Below are 24,282 nucleotides of genomic sequence, written 5' to 3'. Positions count from 1 at the left end.
CGCTTCCGTGGGCGGCGCTTAACGGTGGAGGGCCACCTGGACGCTGCTCGCGTCAGGAGGCGGAAGGGGCATGGCGCGCAGGAGCACGTACCACTCGGTGAGCGTGGGCCGCTCCGCCAGCTCCACGAAGGTGACCTCCGCGCCCGCGCTCCGCCACCGCTCCACCAGGCTCATCAGCCGGATGGAGTCCAGGCCCTGCTCGAGCAGGTTCGCATCCTCGTTCACCTCCATCACCGACTGCTGCAACAGCTCCGCGACATCCGCGCGCACCTGGTGCTGGCTCAGTCCGGGAGCGCCCTTGACGGCGGGCAGGCCCAGCGAGTCGATGACCTGCTGCGTGGTGGTGGTGACGGCGCAGAGCTGCGACGCGTAGCTCAGCGCGAGCTGGTGGTGCGCCAGGGAGAAGTCGCCCAGCGCATCCGCCACCAGGAAGGGCTGGATGTTGCTCATGAAGCCATCGCTGGCCGTCTGGAGGCAGCCGATGTGCGCGTAGATGCCGCAGATGATGAGCTGGTCCTTGCCGCGCGCGCGCATCACCTCCAGCAGGTCCGTGCGACGAAACGCGCTGTAGGTCCACTTGGTGAGCTGGACGTCACCTTCGCCCGGCGTGAGCGCGTCGATGATCTGCTTCTGGAGCGGACCGCCGTTGATGCCGCCACCCCAGAAGTCGAGCAGCAGGCCGCGCTGCTCCGGCGTCTGGCCGCCCGGCTGCGCGGAGTAGACGACGGGGATTCCCAGCGAGAGGCAGTGCGCGCGAAGCCGCTGGATGTTGGGCACCAGCTCCGTCACGGGGGACTGGCCGGGGGTGAAGGCCTCCACGAAGTAGCGCTGCATGTCGTGGATGAGCATCACGGCCCGCTTGGGGTCGGGCGTCCACGCGACCTTGTTCTTCGGCAGGTCGGCGGCACCGGGCATCGGATAGGGGGTGATGGCTGGGAGCGCCATGAGGGGGTCCTTTTCTGGAAGGAAGGAGAGGGGAGGGTGTGTCAGCGGGGAGCGGTGGGGCGGCTCAGCGTCTCGCGGAGCGCCTTCTTGCTGACCTTGCCGACGCCCGTCTTGGGGAACGTCTCGACGAACTCGACCCGGTCCGGAATCTTGAAGGCCGCCAGCCCCCGCTCCCGCAGGAACGCGGTCAGCGACGTGGCGGCGGGAGGCGTGCCCCGGGGGATGACGAACGCGCAGGTGCGCTCGCCCAGGAATGCATCCGGCATGGAGACGACGGCCGCGTCGTGGACCTCCGGATGCGCCAGGAGGTGGTTCTCCACTTCCTCCGCAGCGACCTTGTCGCCGCCCCGGTTGATCTGATCCTTCGCGCGGCCCTCCACCACGAGGTAGCCGTCCGCGGTCATCCGCACCAGGTCTCCGGTGCAGTAGAAGCCGTCGGACGTGAAGGCGCGCGCGTTGTGCGCCTCCGCCTTGTAGTAGCCGCGAATGGTGTACGGCCCGCGCGTGAGCAACTGGCCCGTCTCACCCGTCGCCACGTCCTGGCCGTCCTCGTCGACGATGCGAATCTCGTCGTCCGCGCTGATGGGGCGGCCCTGCGTGTTGACGATGAGGTCCTCGGAGTCGTCCAGGCGCGTGTAGTTGACCAGTCCCTCGGCCATGCCGAAGACCTGCTGCACCGTGCAACCCAGCGCGGGCTTCACGCGCGCGGCGGCCTCGGCGCTGAACTTCGCGCCGCCCACCTGGAGCACGCGCAGGCTGGACAGGTCATGCCGGCGCGCCTTGGCCGCGTCCAGCCACACCATGGCCAGTGGAGGCACCAGCGCGGTGATGGTGACCTTCTCCTTCTCGATGAGCGGGAAGGCCACGTCGGGGCTCGGGTGCAGGGCCAGCACCGAGGTGCCTCCCGCGTAGAACGTGCCGAACACGCCCGGCGAACTCATGGGGAAGTTGTGTGCGGCGGGCAGCGCGCAGAGGTACACGCTCGACGCGTCCAACTGGCAGATCTCCGCGCTGGCCCGCAGGCTGTACAGGTAGTCGTCGTGCGTGCGGGGAATCAGCTTGGGCACGCCCGTGCTGCCGCCGGAGAGCTGGAAGAAGGCGACGTCGTCGGGACGCGGCTCCGTCAGCTCCACGGGCGAGTCGGCATACAGGCTCTCCAGCGAAGTGAAGGGCCCCGCGTCTCCCACGACGATGACGTGCCGGAGCGACGGCGTCTTCGCCTGCACGCTGGTGGCGAGGTTGCGGTAGTCGAAGCCGCCGTGCCGGTCGGCGATGACGTAGGCGACCGCCTCGGTGAACTCGCAGAAGTAGCCGATCTCCGAGGCGCGATGCGCGGGCAGCGCGAAGACGGGCAGGGCCCCCAGTCGGAAGAGGGCGAAGCACACCTCGTGGAACGCGCCGATGTTGGGCAGCTGCACCACCACGCGGTCCTGGGGCTGGATGCCCAGGCCCTTCAAGCCCGCGGCGAGCCAGTCCACGCGCGCATCCAGTTCGCGGTACGTCCAGCGCTCCTTGCCGTACACCAGCGCGGTGCGCTCGCCATGACGCTCGGCGCGCTCGCGCAGCATCCGTCCGAAGGTCTCCCCCTTCCAGTAGCCCGCGCGGCGGTAGCGCTCCGCGTAATCCTGGGGCCACGTGGGGCAGCCGGGCAGCCGGGAGTCGCCCTGGCTCACGGCTTCACCTCGACGCCCTGACCCAGGCCCATGGCGACCAGCATCGTCCGGAACTTCGCCTCGGTCTCCGCCAGCTCCGACTCCGGCTTGGAACCCGCGACGATGCCCGCGCCCGCGAACAGCCGCAGCGAGTTCTCGTCCGCCTCCGCGCAGCGGATGGTCACCGCCCACTGGCCGTCACCATTCACGTCGCACCAACCCACGGTGCCCGTGTAGTAGCCGCGGTCAAATGGCTCGATGTGGCCGATGGTCGCGTGCGCCAGCTCCGTCGGGTAGCCACAGACGGCCGGGGTGGGGTGGAGCGCGACGGCGAGCGTCAGCGACGTAATGGACGGATCCGCCAGCTCACCGACGATGCGGCTGGACAGGTGCCACATCGTCTGGGTGCTGACGAGCGACGGCTTCGCGGGCACATCCAGCGTCTTGCAGAACGGCCGCATGGCCTCCGCCACCGCGTCGATGACCACCGCGTGCTCGTGCAAATCCTTGGGGGACTGGAGCAGGGCCGCCGCGCGGGCCTGGTCCTCCACCGGGTCCGGGCTGCGCGGAATCGAGCCCGCCAGCGGGTTGGCCAGCACCTGCATTCCCGAGCGGGACACCAGCAGCTCCGGGCTCGCGCCAATCAGCGTGCGCCGCCCCTCGCCGGGCATCAGCCCCGGGCGCGTGGGCAGGTCCGCCGCGAAGGTGTAACCAGACGGGTTGCGCCGGGCCAGGTTGTGCAAGAGCCGCTGCAGGTCGATGGGCGTCGTGGAGCTCAGGTGCAGCGAGCGCGACAGCACCACCTTGCGCAACGGGCCGCTCTCCATCAGCTTCAGCGCCTGCGCCACGCCGTCCAGATAGGCGGCCGGCTCCGGCACGGGCTGCACCGTGTAGCGCGTGGGCACGCCCTGGTGGGGCATCGCCACGTCGTCGAATACGAGAGGCCCCGCGCGCTGGATGGTCATCGGCACCACGAGCTGCGCCGGGACGCGCCCGTCGAAGGGCACCGCGCCCACCGCCACCGGGATGTCGTGGTCCGCCTGCCGCGCCTCGCTGAGCACCGCCGCCACGCGCTCGGGCAACCGCGCGAGCGAGCTCGTCCCGCCCACGTGCGGCACCGTGGCGAAGGTGCCCTGCGCCAGCAACGTGCGGCGGGGTGAGGCGAAGAAGAATGAGGAGCCCGCTTCGTAGCTCTCGAGCAACTGCGCGGCCAGCTTCTGGGTTGCCACTGCGCGTTCGGTCGTCTTCACAGCCAACCTCCTGTTCCGAAGGCCACGCCCTCGTCGCGGGCGCGCCCCTGGAGCAAACCTGTCGTTTCAATCCTGAAACAAAGAATCCATCTCAACTTCGAGCCACCCGGGCGCCGGGTGGAGGAGGGCGCGGGCTCAGACGCCCAGCGTGGCGCCGCCGTCGACACAGAGGTCGTGCATGGTGATGTGTCGCGCGCGGTCCGACGCGAGGAACTGCACCGCCTCCGCGATGTCCCGGGGCGTGGCGATGCGCCGCAGGGGAATGCCCACGCGGAACGTCTCCGAGGCTCCGGCGATGACGGCGTCGGCGCCGTGCTCGTCCTTCCACATGCCCCGCTGCATGGCCGTGTCGGTGGAGCCCGGAGACACCACGTTGCAGCGGATGCCGTACTGAGCCAGCTCCAGGCCCAGGCACTTGGTGAACATGGTGGACGCGGCCTTGGACGCGGCATACGCGGCCATCTGCATCCGGGGTGTCCCCGCGGCATTGGAGCCGACGGTGACGATGACCCCCGCGCGGCGCGGCACCATGCGCCGGGCCACCGCGCGCGAGACATGGAACACCCCGTTCGTGTTCACCCCGAACGTCGTGGCCCAGTCCTCGTCGCTGAGCGACACCACCGGATTCATCCGCAGCACCCCCGCGACGTTGACGAGCGTGTGGATGGGCCCCAGCTCCTTCTCGATGCGCTCCACGACGGTCTCCACCGCGGAGGCGTCACTCACGCTCACGGGCCAGGCCGTGGCCCGCTGGCCTTTGCCGCGCAGCTCCGCCACCAGCGACAGCAGGCCCTCCGCGTTCGTGTCGAGCGCGGCGATGGTCGCTTCACCGGCCAACACCCGCGCGACCTCGGCGCCAATGCCTTGCGCGGCACCCGTCACCAGTGCCACTCGCGGTGTGTCTCCCATCGGGGCCTTCTCCTGCCGGTACCCGAGGGGTCCGAGGTAAAAGTGGGATAATGAGAATGGTTCTCATTATCGTTATTGGGCGACTAAGTGCCATGTGCGCCGCGCGGTGTCAAGAGTGGTGAGACTCCGGGGCGAATGCGTTGACGCGTTTCCACCCGGGCGGGGGTGATGCAATGTGGGGTGTGAGTGGGTTCTGATTCGCGTGGGCGCGAGAGCGTCTGGGTGAGCCATGGGGGATGCCATGTCACACGCTGCGCTGCTGTCCGAAGTCTCGCTCTTCGCTGGACTGGAGGACGAAGCCCTGGAGAGTCTTTCCGCGCTGCTGCGTCCGCGACGTTTCGCGCGAGGCGAGGTTGTCTTCCATCAGGGAGACGTGGGGACGTCGCTGTTCATCATCCGGCGCGGTGAGATTGACATCCGGCTGAGCTCGCCCGACGGCAAGGAAGTCATTCTCTCGTTGCTGGGGCGGGGGGACTTTTTCGGGGAGCTGGCGTTGCTGGATGGAGAGCCCCGGTCCACGGATGCCGTCGCGCGCGAGGAGTCGGAGTTGCTGACCCTCCAGAGGGAGGACTTCCGCCGGTTCCTGGAGACCCGTCCGGGTGTCTCGCTGGGCTTGCTGGCGACCTTGAGCCAGATGGTCAGGCATGTCACCCAGCTGGTTCATGACACCCATTTCCTGGATGCGCGGGAGCGGCTGGTTCGGGTGTTGCTTGACCTGGGGAGGGAGCAGGGTGTTCACGGGCCCGGAGGTGTGGTCATCCCTTGCAACCTCACGCAGACAGACCTGGCGAACCTCTGCGGGTTGACCCGGGAGAGCACCAACAAGTGGCTGCGCTTCTATGTGCGCGAGGGATTGCTGTCCTACGAGGGGGGAGTCATCACCCTGGTCCATCCCGAGCGCCTGGGCAGGGAAACCCCTTAGCACCGCTGGGCATTCGGGATGTGAAGCCGTTCACTGCGGCATATTTCAAAGGCGTCTAGGTTTGTCATGCGGCTCCACCGTGGAGGCAGCATGGCGCGTCTGGCTTCCCCAGGTCCCTGTTCGACTCAGACTCCCGAGCCCGGGGAATCGTCCCCGCGCGTGGGCGCCACGATTCCCGCGCCCGAGGCGTCGCCGGTGGGGCCCGCTCCACTCCCGGTGTGGACGCGGTTCCTGCCCGCGGGCCGCGTGGTGGTGCGCGAGGGAGACCCGGGCTCGTCGATGTTCGTCATCCTGGAAGGCAAGGTGGGCGTGTACCGGGAGGCCGGGAGGCGCGAGGCCCGCCTGGTGACGCAGCTTTCGGGCGGCGGCTTCTTCGGAGAGCTGGCGATGATGGCGAAGTGTCCCCGGACCGCGAGCGTCGTCACGCTGGAGCGGACGGTGCTGCGGGAGCTGTCTCACACGGGCCTGTCGCTGACGGGCTCGCGCTACGGACTGGACGCTCCGGTGGTCGCCATGCGGTGTCGCGAGAGGCTGCTCGCGGATGCCTTGTGCGGCAGTCCCGTGTTGAGCGAGTTGTCGCCGGAGCTGTGGGCGCAGCTGGGCAGCGCGCTCGTCCCCTGCGCGGTGGAGGCCGGGGCGCAACTGCTCACCTACGGCCAGCCAGGTGAGGCGCTCTACATCCTGTTGCGCGGCCGCTGCGGCGTCTTCCACACGCACGCGGATGGGCACACGACGGCGTATCCCGACATGGTGGAGGGAGACCTCTTCGGCGAGGTCTCCCTGCTGCGAGGGCACCGGGCCACGGCGACGGTGAAGGCCCTGACGCCCTGCACGCTGCTGAGGTTGGACCGGGACGTGTTCCGCAAGCACTTCTGGGGGCAGGCGGAGATGCGACGCGCGCTCGTGCGGCTGGGACTGGCGCGCATGCACCGGACGATGGATGTCATCGCCAATCCCGGGGGCTGATTACAGGGCGTAGCCGAGCGTCACGCCGAGCACGTGCGCGGAGCCGGAGTAGGTTCCGTCAATGCCCGGCGCGGTGCTCTCCGTGTCCGCGAGGAAGACGAACTGGTAGCCCACGTCCGCGCGCAGGCCGGCCGTGGTGGTGTAGCCCGCGCCGATGGCGACCTTGTAGCGGTCCGCGTCCGGAAGGTCCGGCGTCAGCGTGTCCGAGGGGCTCGGCGACAGGTCGGCGACCAGTCCCGCGCGCGCCTGGAGCTGGGGCGTGACGGCGTACTCGGCGCCCAGGTGGTACTTGATCTTCGTCGACCAGCTCTTGGCCAACGGGTTGTTGAGCTGCGGCGTGTCGGGGAAGGTGATGGCCAGCTCCTCGAAGCTGGACCAGTAGGTGACCTGGGCGTCCAGGGCCATGGTCAGCCGCTCCATCGGATAGAAGGCCAGGCCGATGGCGAGCGTGGCGGGGAAGGTGACGTCCGCGCTCACGCGCTGGTCCGACATGCGCTGCTGGAACTCCACGGGGATGTTCTGGAAGTCCGCCTTCCCCTCGAACGTGACGGCGACCGAGCTGCGGTAGTGCACGCCCAGCGTCAGCTCCCCGGGAAGCAGCTCCGCCTGGAGCCCCGCGTTGAAGCCCACGCCCCAGGCGCCGCCGCCCAGGTGGATGGAGCCCTCGCTCTCCAGGAAGTTCAGCGCCCGGCGGATCTCCACCGTGGAGCGCACGACGTCCACGCCCGCGCCCACGCGGACGGACTCGTGGAGCTGATACGCGACGGTGGGGTTGATGTAATACGCGGCGAGGTTCGACTCCTGCCCGCGGAAGCGCCCCACGAAGTCCTCTTCCCAGTGGCTGCGCGCGCCATAGGGCGTGTACGCACCCACGCCGAACGCGAGCTTCTCGAAGGGCCGAAACACCGCGAAGACATGCGGCGGTGGTGACAGCGTCAGCTTCTGTCCCTGCGTGGTGCCCCCCGTCGGCGTGAACTTCAGGCTCGGGAGGATTCCGGTGTCGCCCACGGTGATGTCCAACGTTTTCACGCCCAGGATGTTGGCCGCGTTGGAATAGATCGCGGACGAGTCCTCCAGCCACGCCGTGGCCGCGTTGCCCAGGCCCGTGGCGCGAGCGCTCTGCGTGTCGATCTGAAACCCCGCGGCGTGGCTGACACCAGCGGCGAGGAGCGTCATGAGTGAGAGCGTTGTCTTCATGGTCGGTTTGAAACGAGCACTATAGGACAGTCTGCTTTGGCGCAGTGCGCTGGTCATCCAGGCTTGAAGCAATTTTACGGATGCCCTGCCCTGAACGATGCATCCCCGGGTCAGTCGTACACCACGCGCCCAAGTGTGAACCCGTCATCCTTGGTAGGGGGCTGCGTGCATTTGCACAGGTTTTCTCAGTAAGACTTGTTTTACCTGGACTCCCCTCCCAGGCCCCTCGCCATGACCCAGCCACGCTCCCAGGACCTCCTCGTAGAGCGCAGCGTCACCCGTGCGGTGGAACCCCGCACCGACACGGAGCGCGCGGTCGCGCACATCTGGAGTGAGGTGTTGAACATCCCGCAGGTGGGCGCGCTCGACAGTTTCTTCGAACTCGGTGGCCACTCCCTGCTTGCGACACAGGTGCTCTCGCGCATCCGGACGTCGCTGCGGGTGGAGCTGTCGCTCCAGGAGATGTTCGACCTGGTGACTGTATCGGCGCTGGCGGGACGTATCGATGCGCTGGTGGCGTTGCAGCCCGGAGAGGTGCTGGAACCACTGCATCCCTCGCGCGAGGCGCGGCCGTCATCGCTGGTGCCGTGCGAGCGTCAGGCGGAGTTGTCGTTCGCGCAGCAGCGGCTGTGGTTCCTGGACCAGTACGCACCGGGCAGCCCGCTCTACAACCTGCCAGCGGCGTTGCGGCTGGAGGGGACGCTCGACGTGGCGGCGCTGGAGCGGGCGTTCACGGAGCTGGTGTGTCGACATCAGTCGCTGCGCACGGTGTTTCCCGCGAGGGATGGGCGGCCGCTCCAGGTGGTGGCTCACGCGGGCAACGCGCCCATGGCCCTGGAAGTGGAGGACCTGCGCTACCTGCCGGAGTCGGAGCGTGAAGCCATCGGCTTGCGCACCGTGCGCGAGGAAGCTCGGCGGCCGTTCGACCTGGTCCGGGGTCCGCTTTTGCGCGCGCGGGTGTTGCGACTGACGGAGCGCGAGCATGTGGTCGTCGTCACGATGCACCACATCATCTCGGATGCGTGGTCCATCTCCGTGCTCATCCGGGAAGTGGTCGCGCTCTACGAGGCCTTCAGCGCGGGCCGGCCCTCGCCGCTGCCGGAGCTGCCCCTCCAGTACGCGGACCATGCGGTGCGGCAGCGCGAGCGGCTGCGAGGGGAGGCGCTGGAGCGACAGCTCTCGTGGTGGAGGCAGCGCCTGGAGGGCGCCCCGCCCGCGCTGGAGCTTCCGGCGGACCACCCTCGCATCGCCGGGGCCTCCAACCCGGGCGCGGTGCTCAAGGTGGAGCTGCCGGTGGGGCTGGTCCGCATGCTGCGTGGCTTCTGTCGTCAGGAGGGCGCCACGCTGTTCATGGGGCTCCTCGCGGGGCTTCAGGCGCTGCTGTCGCGGTACTCGGGGCAGGACGATATCTGCGTGGGGGCCCCTGTCGCGGGACGCACCTCTCCGGAAACGGAAGGACTCATTGGCTTCTTCGTGAACACGCTGGTGCTGCGCACCAAGCTGGACGGAGACCCGACGTTCCGCGAGCTGATGTCTCGCGTGCGTGAGACGACGCTGGGGGCGTACTCGCACCAGGACGTGCCCTTCGAGAAGCTGGTGGAGGCGCTCCAGCCGGAGCGCCAGCCCAAGCGCTCGCCGTTCTTCGAGGTGGCGCTGGTCCTGGTCAATACCCCCATGGCCGCGCTGGAGAGTCCGGGGCTGCGCTTTCGTCCGCTGGATGTGGACAGCGGCACCTCGAAGTTCGACTTCACGCTGACCTTGAGCGAGTCGCCCACGGGGCTGTCGGGGATGCTGGAGTACCGCACCGACCTCTACGAGCCCGCGACCGCGGAGCGACTGGTGGCGCATCTGGAGCGCTTGCTGGAGCGAGCGGTGGTGGCGCCTCACCTGCGCCTGTCCGAGCTGTCCCTCGTGACGGAGCTGGACCGACACCTCGTGCTGGAGACGTGGAACGCGACGACCGTCGAATCACGCATCGAGGTCTGCGCGCACGAGTTGGTGGAGGCGCAGGCGGGGAGGACGCCGGAGGCGGTGGCGGTGGTTTTCGAAGGGGAGGGGCTGACGTACGCGCAGTTGGAGAAGCGAGCGAATCAACTGGCGTGGCACCTGGGCGGGGCGGGGGTGGGTGCGGGAGACAGGGTGGGGCTGTGCATGGAGCGCTCGCTGGAGCAGCTGGTGGGGGTGCTGGGGATATTGAAGGCGGGGGCGGCGTACGTGCCGCTGGACACGAAGTACCCGGCGGAGCGGCTGGGGTACATGGTGGAGGATGCGAAGGTGGTGCGGGTGCTGACGCTAGCGAGTCAGCGCGCGGTGCTGCCGGAGCGGGCGCGAGAGTTGGCGCTGTGCGTGGACGAGGAGGCGGGGGAGATAGGGAGGAGGCCGGACATGGCGCCCCCGAGGGCGGTGCCACCTGGAGGCACCTGCTACGTGGTGTACACGTCAGGGAGCACGGGGAAGCCGAAGGGGGTGGCGCTGTCGCACGCGGCGCTGTGCAACCTGTTGCTGTGGCAGCGGGCGCACTCGGTGAAGGCGGAGGCTGTGACGTTGCAGTTCGCGTCGCTGAGCTTCGACGTGTCCTTCCAGGAAATCTTCTCGACATGGAGCGCGGGAGGAGCGCTGGTGGTGCCGCCGGCGGCGCTGAGGCAGGACGTGCCGGCGCTGCTGGACTTCATGGTGAGTCACCAGGTGGAGCGGTTGTTTCTGCCCTTCGTCGCGCTGCAGGCGCTGGCGGACGCGGTGGCGCACGGGGCGAGTGTGCCCACGACGTTGAGGGAAGTGGTGACGGCGGGAGAGCAGTTGCAGGTGACGCCGGCGGTGGTGGCCTTCTTCGAGAAGCTGCCGGGGTGCGTGCTGGAGAATCAGTACGGCCCGTCGGAGACGCACGTGGTGAGTGCGCACCGGTTGAAGGGGCCGCCGGGGAGCTGGCCGAGACTGCCGCCGATTGGAGTGCCGCTGCCGGACACGAAGCTGCTGGTGTTGGACGGGCAGGGGAGGCTGTGTCCGATTGGAGTGGCGGGAGAGCTGTACATCGGCGGGGCGCAGCTGGCGCAGGGGTACCACGAGAGGGCGGAGCTGACGGCGAAGCGCTTCGTGCCGGACGGGTACGCGAGGGAGGCGGGGGCGAGGCTGTACCGGACGGGAGACAGGGCGAGGTGGAGAGGGGACGGGGTGGTGGAATTCCTGGGCCGGTTGGATGAGCAGGTGAAGGTGAGGGGCTTCCGGGTGGAGTTGGGGGAGGTGGAGGCGGCGTTGAGGGAATTGGCGGGGGTGAGGGACGCGGCGGCGGGGGTGCACGAGGATGCGCCGGGGGACAAGAGGTTGGTGGGGTACGTGGTGCTGGGGGAGGGCGTGGAGTGGGAGCCGGAGGTTCTGCGAGAGGCGCTGGCGCGGAAGCTTCCGGAGCACATGGTGCCGCCGGCGCTGATGAAGCTGGAGGCACTGCCGCTGACGCCGAGCGGGAAGCTGGCGAGAAGCAAGCTGCCGGCGCCGGACGTGGAGAGCCTGCGGGGCGCGGCGCCCTTCGTGGCACCGAGGGACGCGCTGGAGGTGCAGTTGGCGGAGGCCTTCGCGGCGGTGCTGAAGTTGCCGCGCGTCAGCGTCACCGACAGCTTCTTCAGCATGGGCGGCCACTCCCTGCTGGCGACCCAGTTGGTGTTCCGCCTCCGGAATCAACTCAAGGCGGAGGTCCACCTCAAGACGTTGTTCGAGGCGCCCTCCGTCGCGGCGCTGGCCCGGCGCATCGAGTCCACGCCGCGCGAGCCCTTGAGTGTGCTGCCTCCGCTGGTTCGTGCGTCTCGCGGTTCACTCCCGCCGCTGTCCTATTCGCAGGAGCGGCTGTGGCGGTTGTTCAAGGCGAACCCCACGTCCACGGCCTACAACCAGCCCGCGGCCTACCGGTTCAAGGGCGCGCTGCAGGTGGAGGCGCTCCGGGCCGCGGTCCAGGGGCTGGTGGATCGCCACGCGTCGCTGCGCACCACCTTCACCGAGGAGAACGGCAGGCCCGTGCAGAAGGTCGCCGCGTCGATGCGAATCGACCTCCCCATGGAGGACTTCCGGGGCCGGGAGGACGCGGAGACGGAGCTGCTCAGGCGCATCGCGGAGGATGCTCGCCGGCCCTTCGACCTCACCCAGGGGCCGCTCGTGCGCGGCTCGCTGATTCGCCTCGCGGACGACGAACACCTGTTCATCTTCAGCAAGCACCACATCCTCTCGGATGGCTGGTCGGAGAGCATCATCACCCGCGAGGTGGTGCACCTGTACTCGGCCTTCTCGCGCGGGGAGACGCCCTCGCTTCCGGCGCTCCACATCCAGTACCCGGACTACGCGGCCTGGCAGCGTCGCTGGCTCTCCGGCGCGGAGCTGGAGGCTCGGCTGGGCTACTGGCGTGGGGCGCTGGCGAAGGCCCCGAAGCTGCTGAACCTCCCCGTCGACAAGCCCCGTCCGACCACGCGCACGTTCAATGGCACGTCGATCTCCGTCGCGCTCGGGCGCGCGCGCAGTGATTCCCTCAACCTGCTCTGCCAGAAGGAGCGGGTGACGCCGTTCATGGCGCTGCTGTCGCTCTTCGGCACCTTGCTCTGCCACCGGGCGCGCCAGGAAGAAATCGTCATCGGCTCGCCCATCGCCAACCGCGCGCTCCCGGAGCTGGAGTCGCTCATCGGCCTCTTCGTCAACACCGTGGCGCTGCACGTGGACCTGCGGGGCAACCCGAGCTTCCGCCAGCTCCTGTCACGGGTTCGCGATGTCACGTTGGGCGCCTACGCGCACCAGGAGGTGCCGGTCGACCAGGTGGTGGATGCCCTCGTCCCCCAGCGACAGCCGGATCGAGCGCCGCTCTTCCAGGTGATGTTCGTCCTCCAGAACACGCCCATGGAAGCGCTGGTGCTCCCGGAGCTGACCCTGGTCCCCATGCCCGCGGACCGGGGCGCGTCCATCTATGAGCTGACCTTGTCCTTGCAGGAGCGGGGGGATGGCTTCTCCGGCCTGCTGGAGTTCAACACCGACCTCTTCGAGCCGGACACTCCGCGACGTCTCCGCGACGCCTTCGTCGTGCTCCTCGAGCGCGTGCTGGCGTCGCCGGACCTGGCGGTAGGAATCGATGCGGTCGTCCCCGGATTCGAAGTGCAGGAGTGAGCCGTCATGGAACTCAAGAATCGCTATCGCAACACGGAGTCGATGATTGGCCACGGCAATCCCTCCTTCACCGCCGCCAAGGAGGCGGGGTTGTTGGACTTGTCCGTGCACAACACCGGGCACGGCTCGCTGTCGCTGCCGGATGGACGTGAGTTCTTCAACACCTGCTCGTGCTCCTACCTGGGACTCGACTCGCACCCGGACGTGCTCCAGGGCGCCATCGAGGTCCTCCAGCGAGAGCGGACGATGACCATGTCCATCTCCCGCCTGCGCGTGCGGCTGGCGGACCTGGATGCGCTGGAGGAGGAGCTGACCGGGCTCTGGCGCGCCAAGACGGTCGTCACCAACTCCGCCAGCTCCGCGAGCGCGGGCCTGTTGCCCCTCATCGCCTCCGGGCACCTGCTGCCGGATGGCCAGAAGCCCATCCTCGTCTTCGACAAGTCCGCGCACTTCTCGATGAACCTCATCAAGCCCATCTGCGCCGACGAGACGCACGTCATCACCGCGCCCCACAACGACCTGGACTTCCTCGAGGACCTCTGTCGCAAGCACGCGCGCGTCGCCTACGTCGCGGACGGCTTCTACTCGATGGGGGGCGTGGCCATCGTGAAGGACCTGTTCGCCCTCCAGGACAAGTACGGGCTGTTCCTCTACTTCGATGACTCCCACTCGCTCTCCATCTACGGCGGCGCGGGAGAGGGCTACGTGCGCGCGATGATGGGTGGTGAGGTCAACTCGCGCACCATCATCATCGGCTCGCTGGGCAAGGGCTTTGGCACCGCGGGTGGCGCCATCATGCTCGGCCCGGGGCAGCACGCGGACCTCGTCGGCCGCTTCGCGGGACCGCTCGGCTGGTCGCAGAGCCTGGCGATTCCAGCCATCGGCGCGAGCCTGGCCTCCGCGCGCATCCATGGCGGGCCGGAGCTGGCCGCGCGTCAGCAGACCCTGCGCGCCAACGTGCGCTACTTCGACGAGCGCGTTCCCACGCGAACCGCCGGCGAGGACTTCCCCATCAAGATCATCGACGTGGGACCCGAGACGGCCGCGGTGGAGCGCTCGCGGAAGTTGATGGAGCGGGGGTTCTACGCGTCCGCGGTGTTCTTCCCCATCGTCCCGAAGGGACGGGCGGGGCTGCGCATCATGCTGCGCTCCAACATCACCCCCGAGGACCTCCAGCGGCTCTGCGATGCCGTGGTGGAGCTGTCCTCGCCTGAGTCCTGAGCGATGGAGCCAAGCGCATCATGACCATGCCATTGCAGTGCAGGTCCTTCCTGGTGACGCCCGCCATCGACCCCATGCGCTTCGACAAAGCGGTGGAGGTGGGGGCGGACCTGGGATTGCTGGACCTGGAGGACGGTGTCCCGGAGACCCTCAAGTCCGAGGCGCGTCGACTGGCCATCTCCTATCTGTCCTCGTCGAGGCCCCGTGGCCCCCTGTGCCTGCGCATCAACAGCCTTCGCACCGAGGCGGGCCTTCGCGACGTGCTCGCCCTCCTGGACTCCAACGCCCGGCTGGACGCCTTGCTGCTGCCGAAAGTGGAGTCCCCGTCGGAGCTCCACCAGGTGGAGGCGCTGCTCGGGGATCGCTTCCCGGAGCTGGCGCTGCTGGCCATCATCGAAACGGCGCGCGGCGTGGAAGCGGTGGACGCCATCGCCATGGCCACCCCCCGGTTGCGGGGCCTCATCTTCGGCGCCGCGGACCTGTCCGCGCAGCTGGGGGTGCCCCTGGCCTGGGAGCCGCTGCTCTACGCGCGCTCACGCATCGCCATGGCGGCGGCCATCGCCGGGGTGAATGCCATCGACTCGCCGTTCTTCGACCTGGAGGACCTGGCGGAGCTGGAGGACGAGACGCGCCGGGTCTGCGCGCTGGGCTTCACCGGGAAGATCGTCATCCACCCGGACCAGGTGGGCGTCGTCCACGCGGCGCTGCGGCCCACCGCGCAGATGGTGGCCCACGCGCGTCGCGTGCTGGCGCAGGCGGGGGATGGAAAAGGCGGCATCCACGTCGTCGGAGGGAGCATGATTGGTCCTCCGCTGGTGACGGTGGCTCGGCGCGTGCTGGCCAGCGTCCAGCTCGAGGAGGCTCTGGCACCCGTCCAACTCCGGGCGGGTTCCAGGAGTGGAGACTCATGAAGAAATTGGTGGCTGCCCACAAGAAGGTGGGCAAGCAGCGCTACCGGGAGACCCACGGCCTCTTCTACGAGGACTTCGAGGTGGGGGATGTCTTCGAGCACCGTCCGGGTAGAACCATCACCGACGTGGACAACATGTGGCAGTCCCTGCTGAGCCTGAACACGCACCCGCTCCACATCGACGCCGTCTACGCCAGCAAGACGGAGTGGAAGCAGCCGCTCATCTCCAGCCTCGTCACCCTGGCCATCGTCGGGGGGATGAGTCTCAACAGCACCAGTGCCAAGGGCGTGGCGAACCTCGGGTGGGATCGCATCCGGTTGACGGCCCCCGTCTTCGTGGGGGACACCCTCTACGCGGAGAGCCGGGTGCTGGCGAAGCGAAGGTCCCGCTCTCGCGCGAAACAGGGAGTCGTGACCGTGGAGACGAAGGGCCTCAAGGCGGACGGCACCGTCGTGATGACCTTCGAGCGCTCCTTCCTCGTGCCCTTGCGGCGCCATGGCGTGGACGTGGATGCGAACTACTGAAGTGATGACGGCGGTGGTGGTGCGGCGTCCAGGCGGTCCGGAGCAGCTTCATCTGGCGGAAATTCCTCGCCCGGTTCCGGGCCCTCACCAGCTCCTCGTCAGGGTGCGCGCCTCCGCCCTCAACCGGACGGACACCACGCAGCGCGCCGGGGGCTACGCGCTGCCTCCGGATGTCACCAGTCCGTTGCTCGGGGTGGAGGTCTCCGGCGTCGTGGAGGCCGTGGGAGTGGCCGTTCGTTCCTTCGAGCCCGGCCAGCGGGTCTTCGGGCTGGTGGACGGCGGCGGCTACGCGGAGGCGTGCCTGATGGAAGAGGGCATGGCGGTCCTCATGCCGGAGGGCTGGTCCTTCGTCGAAGCCGCGGCCACGCCAGAGGCGTACTGCACCGCGCACGAGTCCCTGCTGGAGCTGGGAGGCCTGGGCCCGGGCCAGTCCGTGCTCGTCCACGCGGGGGGCAGCGGGATTGGCACCGCCTGCATCCAGGTGGCGCGCGCGGTGGGCGCACGCGTATTCGTCACCGTGGGCAGCGAGGAGAAGAAGCGCCGGTGTCTCGAACTCGGCGCCGACGCGGGCGTGGTGCGCACCCAGGAGGACTTCGCGCCGGTGCTCGCGCGGTGGACGGACGGGCGCGGCGTGGACCTGGTGGAGGACTTCGTTGGCGGCGCGGCGCTGGAGCGAAACCTCGCCTCGCTGCGCCTGGGCGGGTGCCTGCTGCTGGTGGGGCTGATGGACGGGATGCGCGGGGACGTGGACCTGAAGCAGGTGGTGCTGCGCCGGCTTCAAATCAAGGGCATGGCCCTGCGCCCGTTGCCGCTCGAGGCCAAGGCGGCCGTCACGCGGCGCTTCCAGGCGCGGTGGCTGCCGGAGTTGGTCGCCGGCAGGGTCCGCCCCATCATCGACTCCACCTTCCCGCTGGCGCGCGTGGCGGAGGCTCACCGCCACATGGAGTCCAACGCGAGCTTCGGGAAGATCGTCCTGGAGGTCTGAGGCTCAGCTCCCCGTGGCGCGGCGGAGGTCGCGCACAGGCGCGGCGTCCGGCTCGCGCAGCAGGGCGTAGGGGTCCAACGCGTCGCCGCCGACCGTCTCCAGGCCCACGGACGTGCCCAGCCCCAGCCGCTCCGCGTGCCGCAGCATCAGCGCGGTGACGACCTGGTCCTCCAGCGCGTAGCCCGTGGAGTCGAACACGGTGGAGCGCTGCCGCCACGACTCGTACACGTCCGGGTTCTTCACCAGGGTGGTGAGGTCCGGGCCCACCTGCTCGGGGCGAATCTGCTGGCACTCGCCCTCCACCAGGCACTGCACGAGGAAGTCCGGGCACACCAGGCTGCGCTCGAGCAGCTCCTTCGGCAGCTCCGTCTTGCCGGGCAGGTCCGAGCCCACGGCGTTGATGTGGACGTGCGGCTTGAGCGCCTTGCCGGAGATGACCGGCCCGCCTCCCACGGCGACGGAGGTCGCGGTGCAGATGATGTCCGAGCGCTCCTCCAGCTCCGCCAGCGTCACGACCTTCACGTCCAGCCCCAGGAACGCCGTGCGGCGCGCGAGCGACTGCTGCGCCTCCGGATTCGTGTCGTAGGCCAGCACCTCGTTGATGGGGAACACGCGCCGGATGGCGTGCAGCTGCGTGACAGCCTGGGCCCCGCAGCCAACCAGGCCGATGACGCGGCTGTCCGGCGAGGCCAGCGCGCGCGTGGCCACCGCGGAGGCCGCGCCCGTGCGCAGCGCCGTGGCGAAGACGCCGTCCATCAATGCAATCAGATGGCCGGTGTTCACGTCGTAGAGGCTGTTGGTCGCGATGATGGTCGGCAGCCCGTGCGCCTCGGGGTTGAACGGGCTGTAGCTCACCATCTTCACCGTCACCGCGCTGCCCCGCTGCATCACCGGCATCCACTCCAGGCAGCCTGGCTGACGCGGGTGATCCAACAGGAAACCGTCACGCTTGCGCACTTCCGTGAGCTCGCCGTCAAACGTGCGCAGCGCTTCGGTCAGTGCACGGATGAGCTCGTCCATCAGCGCGTCCGCGCCCAGCTCCTCCACGATGCAGCGCAGGTCGGACCGAGTCACCAACAGTGTCCGTGTCGCGTCGCTCTTCACTCGTAATACCCCTGGGCTGATTCACTGTTTCAGCAGTTGGCGAGCGAAACAGGGCCTGCTGATAACACAGGTCTGTAGTGGGAGCGCAAACTAGCAGGGCTTTCATGTTCGCGACCAGGGGGTGCCCAAACCGGCGGAAACTGGCGTGTTTGCCGCGGTTCCATCCAACGGCTCGTGGTTTCCGAGGATGCGTCACTTTTCTGGAACACGGACGAGACATCGGAATCCGATGTGTGTGGTTCCACTGTCCACGGCTTGCGGAGAACGTGCGGCGGGTCGGTAGCGCAAGCAGTAGTTGGACGCGCACAGGTGGCTTCCGCCCTTGAGGACGCGGCGCGGAATCTTCACCTGTGGCGTGCAGGGGTCCAGGCTCTTGCCGCTCGACGGAGGGCCCCGTGGATTGACGGGGATGCAGCACGCCTTGCCCCCGTTGCCCTGGTGCCGCTCCTGGAACCAGTCCGTGGTCCACTCCCAGACGTTGCCCGCCATGTCGAACAGGCCATACCCGTTGGGCGGGAATGTCCCCACTGGCGAGGTCCCCTCGAACCCATCGGTGTTCAGGTTTTGCCAGGGGAACTCTCCCTGCCAGATGTTGGCCATGTGCTGGCCTCCAGGGGAGAACTCGTCGCCCCAGACGTAGACCTTGCGGTCCAGGCCCGCGCGGGCCGCGCGCTCCCACTCCGCTTCGCTGGGCAGGGCCTTTCCGACCCAGGCGGCATAGGCCTCCGCGTCCTCGTAGGCGACGTGGAGCACGGGATGCGACTCGCGGCCCTTCCAGGTGCTGCCGTGTCCCTCCGGCAGCTTCCAGCAGGCGCCGGGGGTATAGGCCCACCACAGGGACAGGTCCTTCAGGTCCACGCGTTGGGCCGCCTTGCGAAACACGAGCGAGCCGGGCACGAGCAGCTCCGGGGCCGCGCCCGGGAAGTCGTCCGGATTCAGCGGACGCTCGGCCACGGTGACGTAACCCGTTGCCTCCACGAAGCGCGCGAAGTCGGCGTTCGTCACCGTGTGGCGGTCCATCCAGAAGCCGCTCACCGTCACCTGATGCGCGGGCCGCTCCTCCGGATAGTGGTGGTCCGAGCCCATCCAGTACGTGCCACCGGGGATCCACGCCATGCCCGGGAACGGTGCGTCTCCGGGCGCCGCATCCGTGTCGACCTCGTTGCCGTCGCGCGAGACGCGCGCCTCCAGGGGCGTGGCTTCACCAACGACCTCCGTGCCGCTCATTCGTCGCCTCGCTCCTTGAAACCCCGCCAGGTGGGAACGTGTCCGGTCCCCTTGGGGCAAGCTGGGGGGCGCCGTTCCGGACGACAAGCCGGCCCTCCAGGGCGGGGCTCGCGACGTGCGGCCGCGGTCGAGCACCCGGACCTGCGAGCGCCCGGCGCGAGTCCTCGCGTGGATTGGCGGCCTGTACACGCGTGGACAAAGTCCTCTCGCCAACGTGGTTCGACCCGAACCGACAGCACCCCAGCCGGTGGGGCGTCGCAGGAGCGAGACGGATATGAGCACGGAGACGACGACCGAGACGCAGACGGGCGCCCCACGGGACGCGGATACCCCCGACACGCAAGAGCTCCGCAAGCTCAGTCCGTTCGAGCTGAAGGACACGCTCATCGAGCTGGCGGATGAATCCGCGAAGACGCGAGCGGCGGTGATGCTCAACGCGGGCCGCGGCAACCCCAACTGGATTGCCACCACGCCCCGCGAGGCGTTCTTCCTGATGGGGCAGTTCGCGCTGCACGAGTCCCGCCGCACGTGGAACGAGCCGGACGTGGGGCTCGCCGGCATGCCGAAGTCCCCGGGCATCGCCGCGCGGCTGCGGAAGTTCCTCGACGAGAGCGAGGACAGCGCTGGCATCCGGCTCTTGCGCGACGCGCTCGACTACGGCGTCTCCACGCTGGGCTTCGATGCGGACAAGTTCGTCTGGGAGCTGACCGACGCGGCCATCGGCGACAACTATCCGGTGCCGGACCGGATGCTCGTCCACTGCGAGCACATCGTGAGGGCCTACCTGGCCAAGGAGATGTGTGACAGCCGTCCGCCGCCAGGGCGGTTCGACCTGTTCGCCGTCGAGGGCGGCACCGCGGCCATGACGTACATCTTCCGGTCGCTGATGGTGAACGGCCTGCTCCAGAAGGGCGACACCATTGCCCTGGGCACGCCCATCTTCACGCCCTACCTGGAGATTCCGCGCCTGGAGGAGTTCGGCCTGCGCACGGTGGACATCCGCCAGAGCGCGATGACGGAGGAAGGCCGCCACGCGTGGCAGTACCCGGATTCGGAGCTGCGCAAGCTGGAGGATCCGCGCATCAAGGCGTTCTTCGTCGTGCATCCGGGCAACCCCGGTGCGACGGCCATGCGGCGTGAGTCGATGGACCTGCTCGTGGACCTGGTCCGGAAGAAGCGGCCCGACCTGCTGATCCTCACCGACGACGTGTACGGCACCTTCGTCGAGGGCTTCCGCTCCCTGGCGGCGGAGCTGCCGCACAACACGCTCCTGGTCTACTCCTACTCCAAGCACTTCGGCTGCACGGGGTGGCGCCTGGGGGTCGTCGCGCTCCACGAGGACAACATCGTCGACGCGATGATCGCCCGGCTGCCCGAGGCCCAGCGGGAGATGCTCAACGAGCGGTATGGCTCCATCTTGCTGGAACCGGAGCGCCTGAAGTTCATCGACCGGATGGTGGCCGACAGTCGTGCCGTCGCGCTGAACCACACCGCGGGACTGTCCCTGCCGCAGCAGCTCCAGATGTCGCTCTTCTCGCTGTTCGCCTTGCTGGACAAGGACGACACGTACAAGAAGCGCTGTCGGAAGATCTGCCGGGACAGGCTCGCGGCGCTGTATCAGGGGCTGGACATCGACCTGCCCGACGATCCGCTGCGCACGGCGTACTACCAGACGCTCGACCTGGACGTGTGGGCGCGCAAGCACGTGGGTCCGGCCTTCGTCGAGTACGCGGAGTCGCGGCACGATCCGCTCGACATCGTGCTCGCCCTGGCGCGCCGGCACGGCGTGGTGCTGCTCAACGGCAGCGGCTTCGAGGGGCCGGAGTGGTCGGCGCGCGTGTCGCTCGCGAACCTGGATGACGACGACTATCCGCGCATTGGCCAGAGCCTCAAGGACATCGTCATCCGCGCCATCCAGGAGTGGAAGGGCACCCGCCTGGACTCCTGAGCTTCCGTGACGCCAACCCCCAATCGAGGTCCACCATGAACGGTTCCAAGAACACGGTGCGAGGGCTGCTGGCCGCGCTGGGCTTGCTGCTGACAGGCGCGGGAATCGCCGCGCAGGAGGGGCGGCCGCCGACGAACTCCAGCGAGTCGCAGAGTACGTCGGGCTCGAGCGGTGCCCAGGCGGCGCCAGGGAAGGCCTCCGAGGACCTGGCGTCCGTGCGCATCCTCGCCACCGGCGGCACCATCGCCGGGGCGCAGTCCAATCCGCAGGGGTATGGCTACAAGTCCGGAGCCTTCAAGGTCGAGGACCTCATCAAGGCCGTCCCCAACCTGGACAAGGTGGCGAAGCTGACGGGTGAGCAGGTGGCGAACATCGGCAGCCAGGACATGAACGACTCGGTGTGGCTGAAGCTGGCGAAGCGCACCAACGAGCTGCTCGCGTCGCCGGACGTGGACGCCGTCGTCGTCACGCACGGCACCGACACGCTGGAGGAGACGGCGTACTTCCTGGACCTGGTCGTCAAGAGCGACAAGCCCGTGGTGCTCGTGGGCTCCATGCGTCCGGCCACCGCCATCAGCGCGGACGGGCCGGGCAACCTCTACAACGCGGTGTCGGTGGCCGCGTCCCCGGAGGCGAAGGGGCGCGGGGTGCTGATTGTCATCAACGACGAAATCCATACCGCTCGCAACGTCACCAAGACGAACACCACCAACGTGGAGACCTTCCGCAGCCCGAACCGGGGCCCCGCGGGGGTCGTCAACACCGGTGACGTCCACTGGTTCGAGAGGATGGACAAGAAGCACACCGTCGACTCCGAGTTCTCCGTCACCGGCAAGGACACGCTCCCCCGCGTCGACATCCTCTACGCCCACGCCAACATGAGCCCGGACCTCATCGACTCCGCCGTGAAGAACGGAGCCAAGGGGCTGGTCATCGCGGGCGTGGGGGATGGGAACATGACCCAGCCGGCGCTCGACACGCTGGCCAAGCACGTGAAGAGGGGCCTGGTGGTGGTGCGCAGCACGCGGCTGCCCAGCGGACTCGTCCTCCGCAACAATGAAATCAACGACGACCAGAAGGGCTTCGTGGCCTCCGGAGAGCTGAACCCGGCGAAGTCGCGCGTGCTGCTGCAGCTGGCCCTGCTGGAGACGAAGGACCCGACCAAGGTGCAGCGGATGTTCGAGGAGTACTGAGGACCGGGGATTGAGCCTCCGGCCCCATTCATCATGGCCGACTCCCACACACTTCCCGACTTCTCCCTGGTGAGGGGCGGGCTGTTCTTCGAACTGGAGCGCGGCCTGCGAATCATCAGGCCGCCTGGCTTCAGCGCCGTTCGGGCCGCGCTCGTCATCACGCTGGTGAGCTGGGCGCCCCTGGTGCTGCTCTCGCTGCTCGAAGGGCTGGGATCCACGCGCCTCTTGTTCTCTGAACTCCAGGTGCATGCGGAGCTGCTGTTGTCGCTGCCCGTGTTCGCGGCGGTGGATCCCTATATCGACGGCAGGGTCGGGGTGGCGGCGCGTCAGTTCCTCCGCGCGAATCTGGTGGAGGAGAAGGACCGAGCCTCGTACGACGCCATGGCTCGATCCCTGACTCACTGGCGCGACGCTCCGGTCGTCGAGCTGGTGTTGCTCGGCATCGTCATCGCGCTCGCGCTCGTCTCCACTCCAGACCCGGCGCGGGAGTGGTTCTTCGTGTCGGACCCGGCGCCCCGACCGTCCCTGGCGGGAGGGTGGTACCAGTGCGTGAGCCAGCCCCTGGTGCGCTTCCTCGCATTCCGGTGGGCGTGGCGCGCCGTCGTCTGGGGCGTCTTCCTCCTTCGCGTCTCCCGCCTCCGGCTCCGGCTGGTTCCCACCCACCCGGACCTGTCGGGCGGGTTGGGGTTCCTCGCCATCTGCCAGGCCAGCTTCGCGCCGGTGGTCTTCGCGGTGGCTGTGGCTGTCGCCGCGTATTCGTACCGGACGAATGCCGCCGCCATCACCGAGGCCCCCCTGGACTACGTCATGCCGCAGGTCCTCTTCGCCGTCCTGGCAATCATCTGCGTGTTCGCGCCCCTGGGGTTCTTCTCCCATCAGCTCGTGCGCGCCAAGCGCCAGGGAGACCCGTGGTTCTCCGCGGTCGCCGCGCACCACTCGAGAGAGTTCGAGGACAGGTGGTTCCGCCGGAAGCCGGACGAGGACCCGCTGGGGGCCCCGGACTTCTCCTCCCTGGCGGACCTGGGGTCGTCCTTCATGGTCGCCCGGAGGATGAAGCTGTTGCCGTGGGACCAACGCTCGCTCTTCGCGGTGGCGACGGCGGCCGTGGCGCCGCTCGCCATCCTGTTGGTGTTGGACCGCCAGTTCCTCACGGTGGTGAACCAGCTCCGGCAGAGCGTGACCTGAGCGCGGGTGGGCGAAACGGGCGCATGGAAGCCCGGGTGCCGTGGACTCCCTCGACGGGGCAGGGGTGGAGATACCTGTGCGGGGGCCCAGTCACGCGCCGCCCGCAGAGGAGGCGAGCATGCTCAGGTCCGTGGTCGCATTCGTGCTGGGCAACATCGTGACCCTCTTCATGTTCACCGAGGGACTGGCGCGTCGCCCCGGAGAGATTCGACACGTCCTGGAGCGCCCCGCGCTCTACGTGCGCTCCCTGCTGGTGGTGCTGCTGCTCGTGCCCCTCGTCGCCCTGGCGGTGGTGGAGGTCTTCCGACTTCCGACGGTGGTGGCCAGCGCCATCCTGTTGATGGCGGTCTGTCCAGGCGCGCCGCTGCAGGTGAATCAGGCGAAGGCCCTGGGCGCGAATCCCTCCACGTCCATCAACCTGCTGCTCCTGCTCAGCGTGTTCGCGCTCATCACGGTGCCCGCGTGGGTCCTGGGCGTGGACCGCCTGCTCGGCGTCGAGTTCAAGGCGAACCCGGAGCTGGTGTTCCGCCTGCTGGCCGTGAAGATCCTCCCGCCGCTCGCGGTGGGCATCGCCGTGCGGCACTACGCTCCGAACGTGGCCAAGGCCCTGGCTCCGTGGTGCAGCCGGGTGTTCAGCGTGCTGTTGCTCTGCGTGGCCGTGGTCCTGCTCTTCATCGTCGGACCCCGGCTCATCCACATCGCGTGGCTCGCCATCCTCGCGCTGGTGGTGCTCGTCTCCATCTCCATCGTGCTCGGACACTGGGCCGGGGGACCCCGGCTGGAGGACCGCAAGGCGGTGGCCCTGGCCACGGCTTTCGCGCACCCGGTGCTGGCGATGACCATCATCATCCAGAGCTATCCGAACTACCGGGCCCTGGAGGTCGCGGGCGTGGTGGGGGCCTACATCGTCATCCGCCTGCTCTCGCTGACGCCCTACAAGTTCTGGGTGAAGCGACAGCGAGACACGGAGTCTTCGCGGCGCGTGCCCCCGGGCGGCGTCCCCGCCTGAA

General features: G+C 68.6%; 18 protein-coding genes. 11 read left to right on the top strand and 7 right to left on the bottom strand.

Annotated features, from left to right (window positions below):
• Positions 1–18: 18 nt before the first annotated feature.
• The 4 genes from HUA75_RS34225 to HUA75_RS34210 form a co-directional block, all read right to left on the bottom strand.
• A complete protein-coding gene (locus HUA75_RS34225) occupies positions 19–945 on the bottom strand; it encodes an isochorismatase family protein (protein ID WP_174488770.1) in 927 nt (308 codons plus the stop codon).
• A gap of 41 nt (positions 946–986) precedes the next feature.
• Positions 987–2,618, bottom strand: a complete 1,632-nt coding sequence (locus HUA75_RS34220) for a (2,3-dihydroxybenzoyl)adenylate synthase (RefSeq protein ID WP_174488769.1) — start codon at positions 2,616–2,618, stop codon at positions 987–989.
• A complete protein-coding gene (gene dhbC / locus HUA75_RS34215) occupies positions 2,615–3,847 on the bottom strand; it encodes an isochorismate synthase DhbC (protein WP_141646963.1) in 1,233 nt (410 codons plus the stop codon). The genes HUA75_RS34220 and dhbC overlap by 4 nt, the downstream gene beginning before the upstream one ends.
• 135 nt (positions 3,848–3,982) lie before the next feature.
• Positions 3,983–4,756 (bottom strand): 2,3-dihydro-2,3-dihydroxybenzoate dehydrogenase, encoded by a 774-nt coding sequence (locus HUA75_RS34210; RefSeq protein WP_141646962.1) that lies wholly within the window; start codon positions 4,754–4,756, stop codon positions 3,983–3,985.
• A 241-nt stretch (positions 4,757–4,997) separates the two neighbouring features.
• Between HUA75_RS34210 and HUA75_RS34205 the strand changes: the two genes are divergently transcribed.
• Both HUA75_RS34205 and HUA75_RS34200 read left to right on the top strand, forming a co-directional pair.
• Positions 4,998–5,678, top strand: a complete 681-nt coding sequence (locus HUA75_RS34205) for a Crp/Fnr family transcriptional regulator (RefSeq protein WP_174462175.1) — start codon at positions 4,998–5,000, stop codon at positions 5,676–5,678.
• Between the two features lie 159 nt (positions 5,679–5,837).
• Positions 5,838–6,644 (top strand): cyclic nucleotide-binding domain-containing protein, encoded by an 807-nt coding sequence (locus HUA75_RS34200; RefSeq protein ID WP_371745681.1) that lies wholly within the window; start codon positions 5,838–5,840, stop codon positions 6,642–6,644.
• Here the strand turns inward: HUA75_RS34200 and HUA75_RS34195 are convergent, their stop codons facing one another.
• Complete coding sequence (locus HUA75_RS34195; RefSeq protein ID WP_174468374.1) at positions 6,645–7,841, bottom strand: OmpP1/FadL family transporter; 1,197 nt, start codon at positions 7,839–7,841, stop codon at positions 6,645–6,647.
• Between the two features lie 231 nt (positions 7,842–8,072).
• Here HUA75_RS34195 and HUA75_RS34190 point away from each other — a divergent pair, with 231 nt between their 5' ends.
• Genes HUA75_RS34190 through HUA75_RS34170 form a run of 5 tightly spaced genes read left to right on the top strand, consistent with a single transcriptional unit; the run spans position 8,073 to position 16,615 of the window.
• Entirely contained in the window at positions 8,073–12,974 is a 4,902-nt protein-coding gene (locus HUA75_RS34190) for a non-ribosomal peptide synthetase (protein ID WP_174488768.1), read from the top strand.
• A gap of 6 nt (positions 12,975–12,980) precedes the next feature.
• A complete protein-coding gene (locus tag HUA75_RS34185) occupies positions 12,981–14,195 on the top strand; it encodes an aminotransferase class I/II-fold pyridoxal phosphate-dependent enzyme (RefSeq protein WP_174488767.1) in 1,215 nt (404 codons plus the stop codon).
• A gap of 20 nt (positions 14,196–14,215) precedes the next feature.
• A complete protein-coding gene (locus tag HUA75_RS34180) occupies positions 14,216–15,106 on the top strand; it encodes an aldolase/citrate lyase family protein (RefSeq protein ID WP_174455428.1) in 891 nt (296 codons plus the stop codon).
• Positions 15,103–15,630 carry a MaoC/PaaZ C-terminal domain-containing protein gene (locus HUA75_RS34175; protein ID WP_141642298.1) on the top strand — a complete coding sequence of 176 codons (528 nt, stop codon included), beginning with the start codon at positions 15,103–15,105 and terminating at the stop codon, positions 15,628–15,630. The genes HUA75_RS34180 and HUA75_RS34175 overlap by 4 nt, the downstream gene beginning before the upstream one ends.
• The gene (locus HUA75_RS34170) at positions 15,617–16,615 is read left to right on the top strand and encodes an NAD(P)H-quinone oxidoreductase (protein ID WP_174488766.1); all 999 of its coding nucleotides are present in this window, start codon (positions 15,617–15,619) and stop codon (positions 16,613–16,615) included. The genes HUA75_RS34175 and HUA75_RS34170 overlap by 14 nt, the downstream gene beginning before the upstream one ends.
• 3 nt (positions 16,616–16,618) lie before the next feature.
• Here the strand turns inward: HUA75_RS34170 and HUA75_RS34165 are convergent, their stop codons facing one another.
• Both HUA75_RS34165 and HUA75_RS34160 read right to left on the bottom strand, forming a co-directional pair.
• Positions 16,619–17,689: an ornithine cyclodeaminase family protein gene (locus HUA75_RS34165; protein ID WP_246137140.1), complete on the bottom strand. Its 1,071-nt coding sequence runs from the start codon at positions 17,687–17,689 to the stop codon at positions 16,619–16,621.
• Between the two features lie 222 nt (positions 17,690–17,911).
• The gene (locus tag HUA75_RS34160; protein ID WP_174488765.1) at positions 17,912–18,946 is read right to left on the bottom strand and encodes a formylglycine-generating enzyme family protein; all 1,035 of its coding nucleotides are present in this window, start codon (positions 18,944–18,946) and stop codon (positions 17,912–17,914) included.
• Between the two features lie 274 nt (positions 18,947–19,220).
• Between HUA75_RS34160 and aspD the strand changes: the two genes are divergently transcribed.
• The 4 genes from aspD to HUA75_RS34140 all read left to right on the top strand — a co-directional run bounded on the left by aspD (position 19,221) and on the right by HUA75_RS34140 (position 24,281).
• Positions 19,221–20,894, top strand: a complete 1,674-nt coding sequence (aspD, locus tag HUA75_RS34155; RefSeq protein WP_174488764.1) for an aspartate 4-decarboxylase — start codon at positions 19,221–19,223, stop codon at positions 20,892–20,894.
• A gap of 35 nt (positions 20,895–20,929) precedes the next feature.
• The gene (locus tag HUA75_RS34150) at positions 20,930–22,087 is read left to right on the top strand and encodes a type II asparaginase (RefSeq protein ID WP_174488763.1); all 1,158 of its coding nucleotides are present in this window, start codon (positions 20,930–20,932) and stop codon (positions 22,085–22,087) included.
• A gap of 33 nt (positions 22,088–22,120) precedes the next feature.
• The gene (locus HUA75_RS34145; protein ID WP_174488762.1) at positions 22,121–23,272 is read left to right on the top strand and encodes a hypothetical protein; all 1,152 of its coding nucleotides are present in this window, start codon (positions 22,121–22,123) and stop codon (positions 23,270–23,272) included.
• Between the two features lie 118 nt (positions 23,273–23,390).
• Entirely contained in the window at positions 23,391–24,281 is an 891-nt protein-coding gene (locus HUA75_RS34140; RefSeq protein ID WP_174488761.1) for a hypothetical protein, read from the top strand.
• Position 24,282: the final 1 nt, after the last annotated feature.

Source organism: Myxococcus sp. CA040A, assembly GCF_013336725.1.
In the GTDB taxonomy this organism is placed as follows: Bacteria; Myxococcota; Myxococcia; order Myxococcales; family Myxococcaceae; genus Myxococcus; species Myxococcus llanfairpwllgwyngyllgogerychwyrndrobwllllantysiliogogogochensis.
The sequence above is the reverse complement of the archived record's forward strand: the minus strand, read 5'-3'. Positions and strand labels throughout refer to the sequence as shown.

Bases quoted from the DNA above. Each gene is read 5' to 3' on its own strand.
- HUA75_RS34225 (WP_174488770.1), bottom strand. From the start codon at position 945: ATGGCGCTCCCAGCCATCACCCCCTATCCGATGCCCGGTGCCGCCGAC.
- HUA75_RS34210 (WP_141646962.1), bottom strand. From the start codon at position 4,756: ATGGGAGACACACCGCGAGTGGCACTGGTGACGGGTGCCGCGCAAGGC.
- HUA75_RS34205 (WP_174462175.1), top strand. From the start codon at position 4,998: ATGTCACACGCTGCGCTGCTGTCCGAAGTCTCGCTCTTCGCTGGACTG.
- HUA75_RS34195 (WP_174468374.1), bottom strand. From the start codon at position 7,841: ATGAAGACAACGCTCTCACTCATGACGCTCCTCGCCGCTGGTGTCAGC.
- HUA75_RS34190 (WP_174488768.1), top strand. From the start codon at position 8,073: ATGACCCAGCCACGCTCCCAGGACCTCCTCGTAGAGCGCAGCGTCACC.
- HUA75_RS34185 (WP_174488767.1), top strand. From the start codon at position 12,981: ATGGAACTCAAGAATCGCTATCGCAACACGGAGTCGATGATTGGCCAC.
- HUA75_RS34180 (WP_174455428.1), top strand. From the start codon at position 14,216: ATGACCATGCCATTGCAGTGCAGGTCCTTCCTGGTGACGCCCGCCATC.
- HUA75_RS34175 (WP_141642298.1), top strand. From the start codon at position 15,103: ATGAAGAAATTGGTGGCTGCCCACAAGAAGGTGGGCAAGCAGCGCTAC.
- HUA75_RS34170 (WP_174488766.1), top strand. From the start codon at position 15,617: ATGCGAACTACTGAAGTGATGACGGCGGTGGTGGTGCGGCGTCCAGGC.
- HUA75_RS34160 (WP_174488765.1), bottom strand. From the start codon at position 18,946: ATGAGCGGCACGGAGGTCGTTGGTGAAGCCACGCCCCTGGAGGCGCGC.
- aspD (WP_174488764.1), top strand. From the start codon at position 19,221: ATGAGCACGGAGACGACGACCGAGACGCAGACGGGCGCCCCACGGGAC.
- HUA75_RS34150 (WP_174488763.1), top strand. From the start codon at position 20,930: ATGAACGGTTCCAAGAACACGGTGCGAGGGCTGCTGGCCGCGCTGGGC.
- HUA75_RS34145 (WP_174488762.1), top strand. From the start codon at position 22,121: ATGGCCGACTCCCACACACTTCCCGACTTCTCCCTGGTGAGGGGCGGG.
- HUA75_RS34140 (WP_174488761.1), top strand. From the start codon at position 23,391: ATGCTCAGGTCCGTGGTCGCATTCGTGCTGGGCAACATCGTGACCCTC.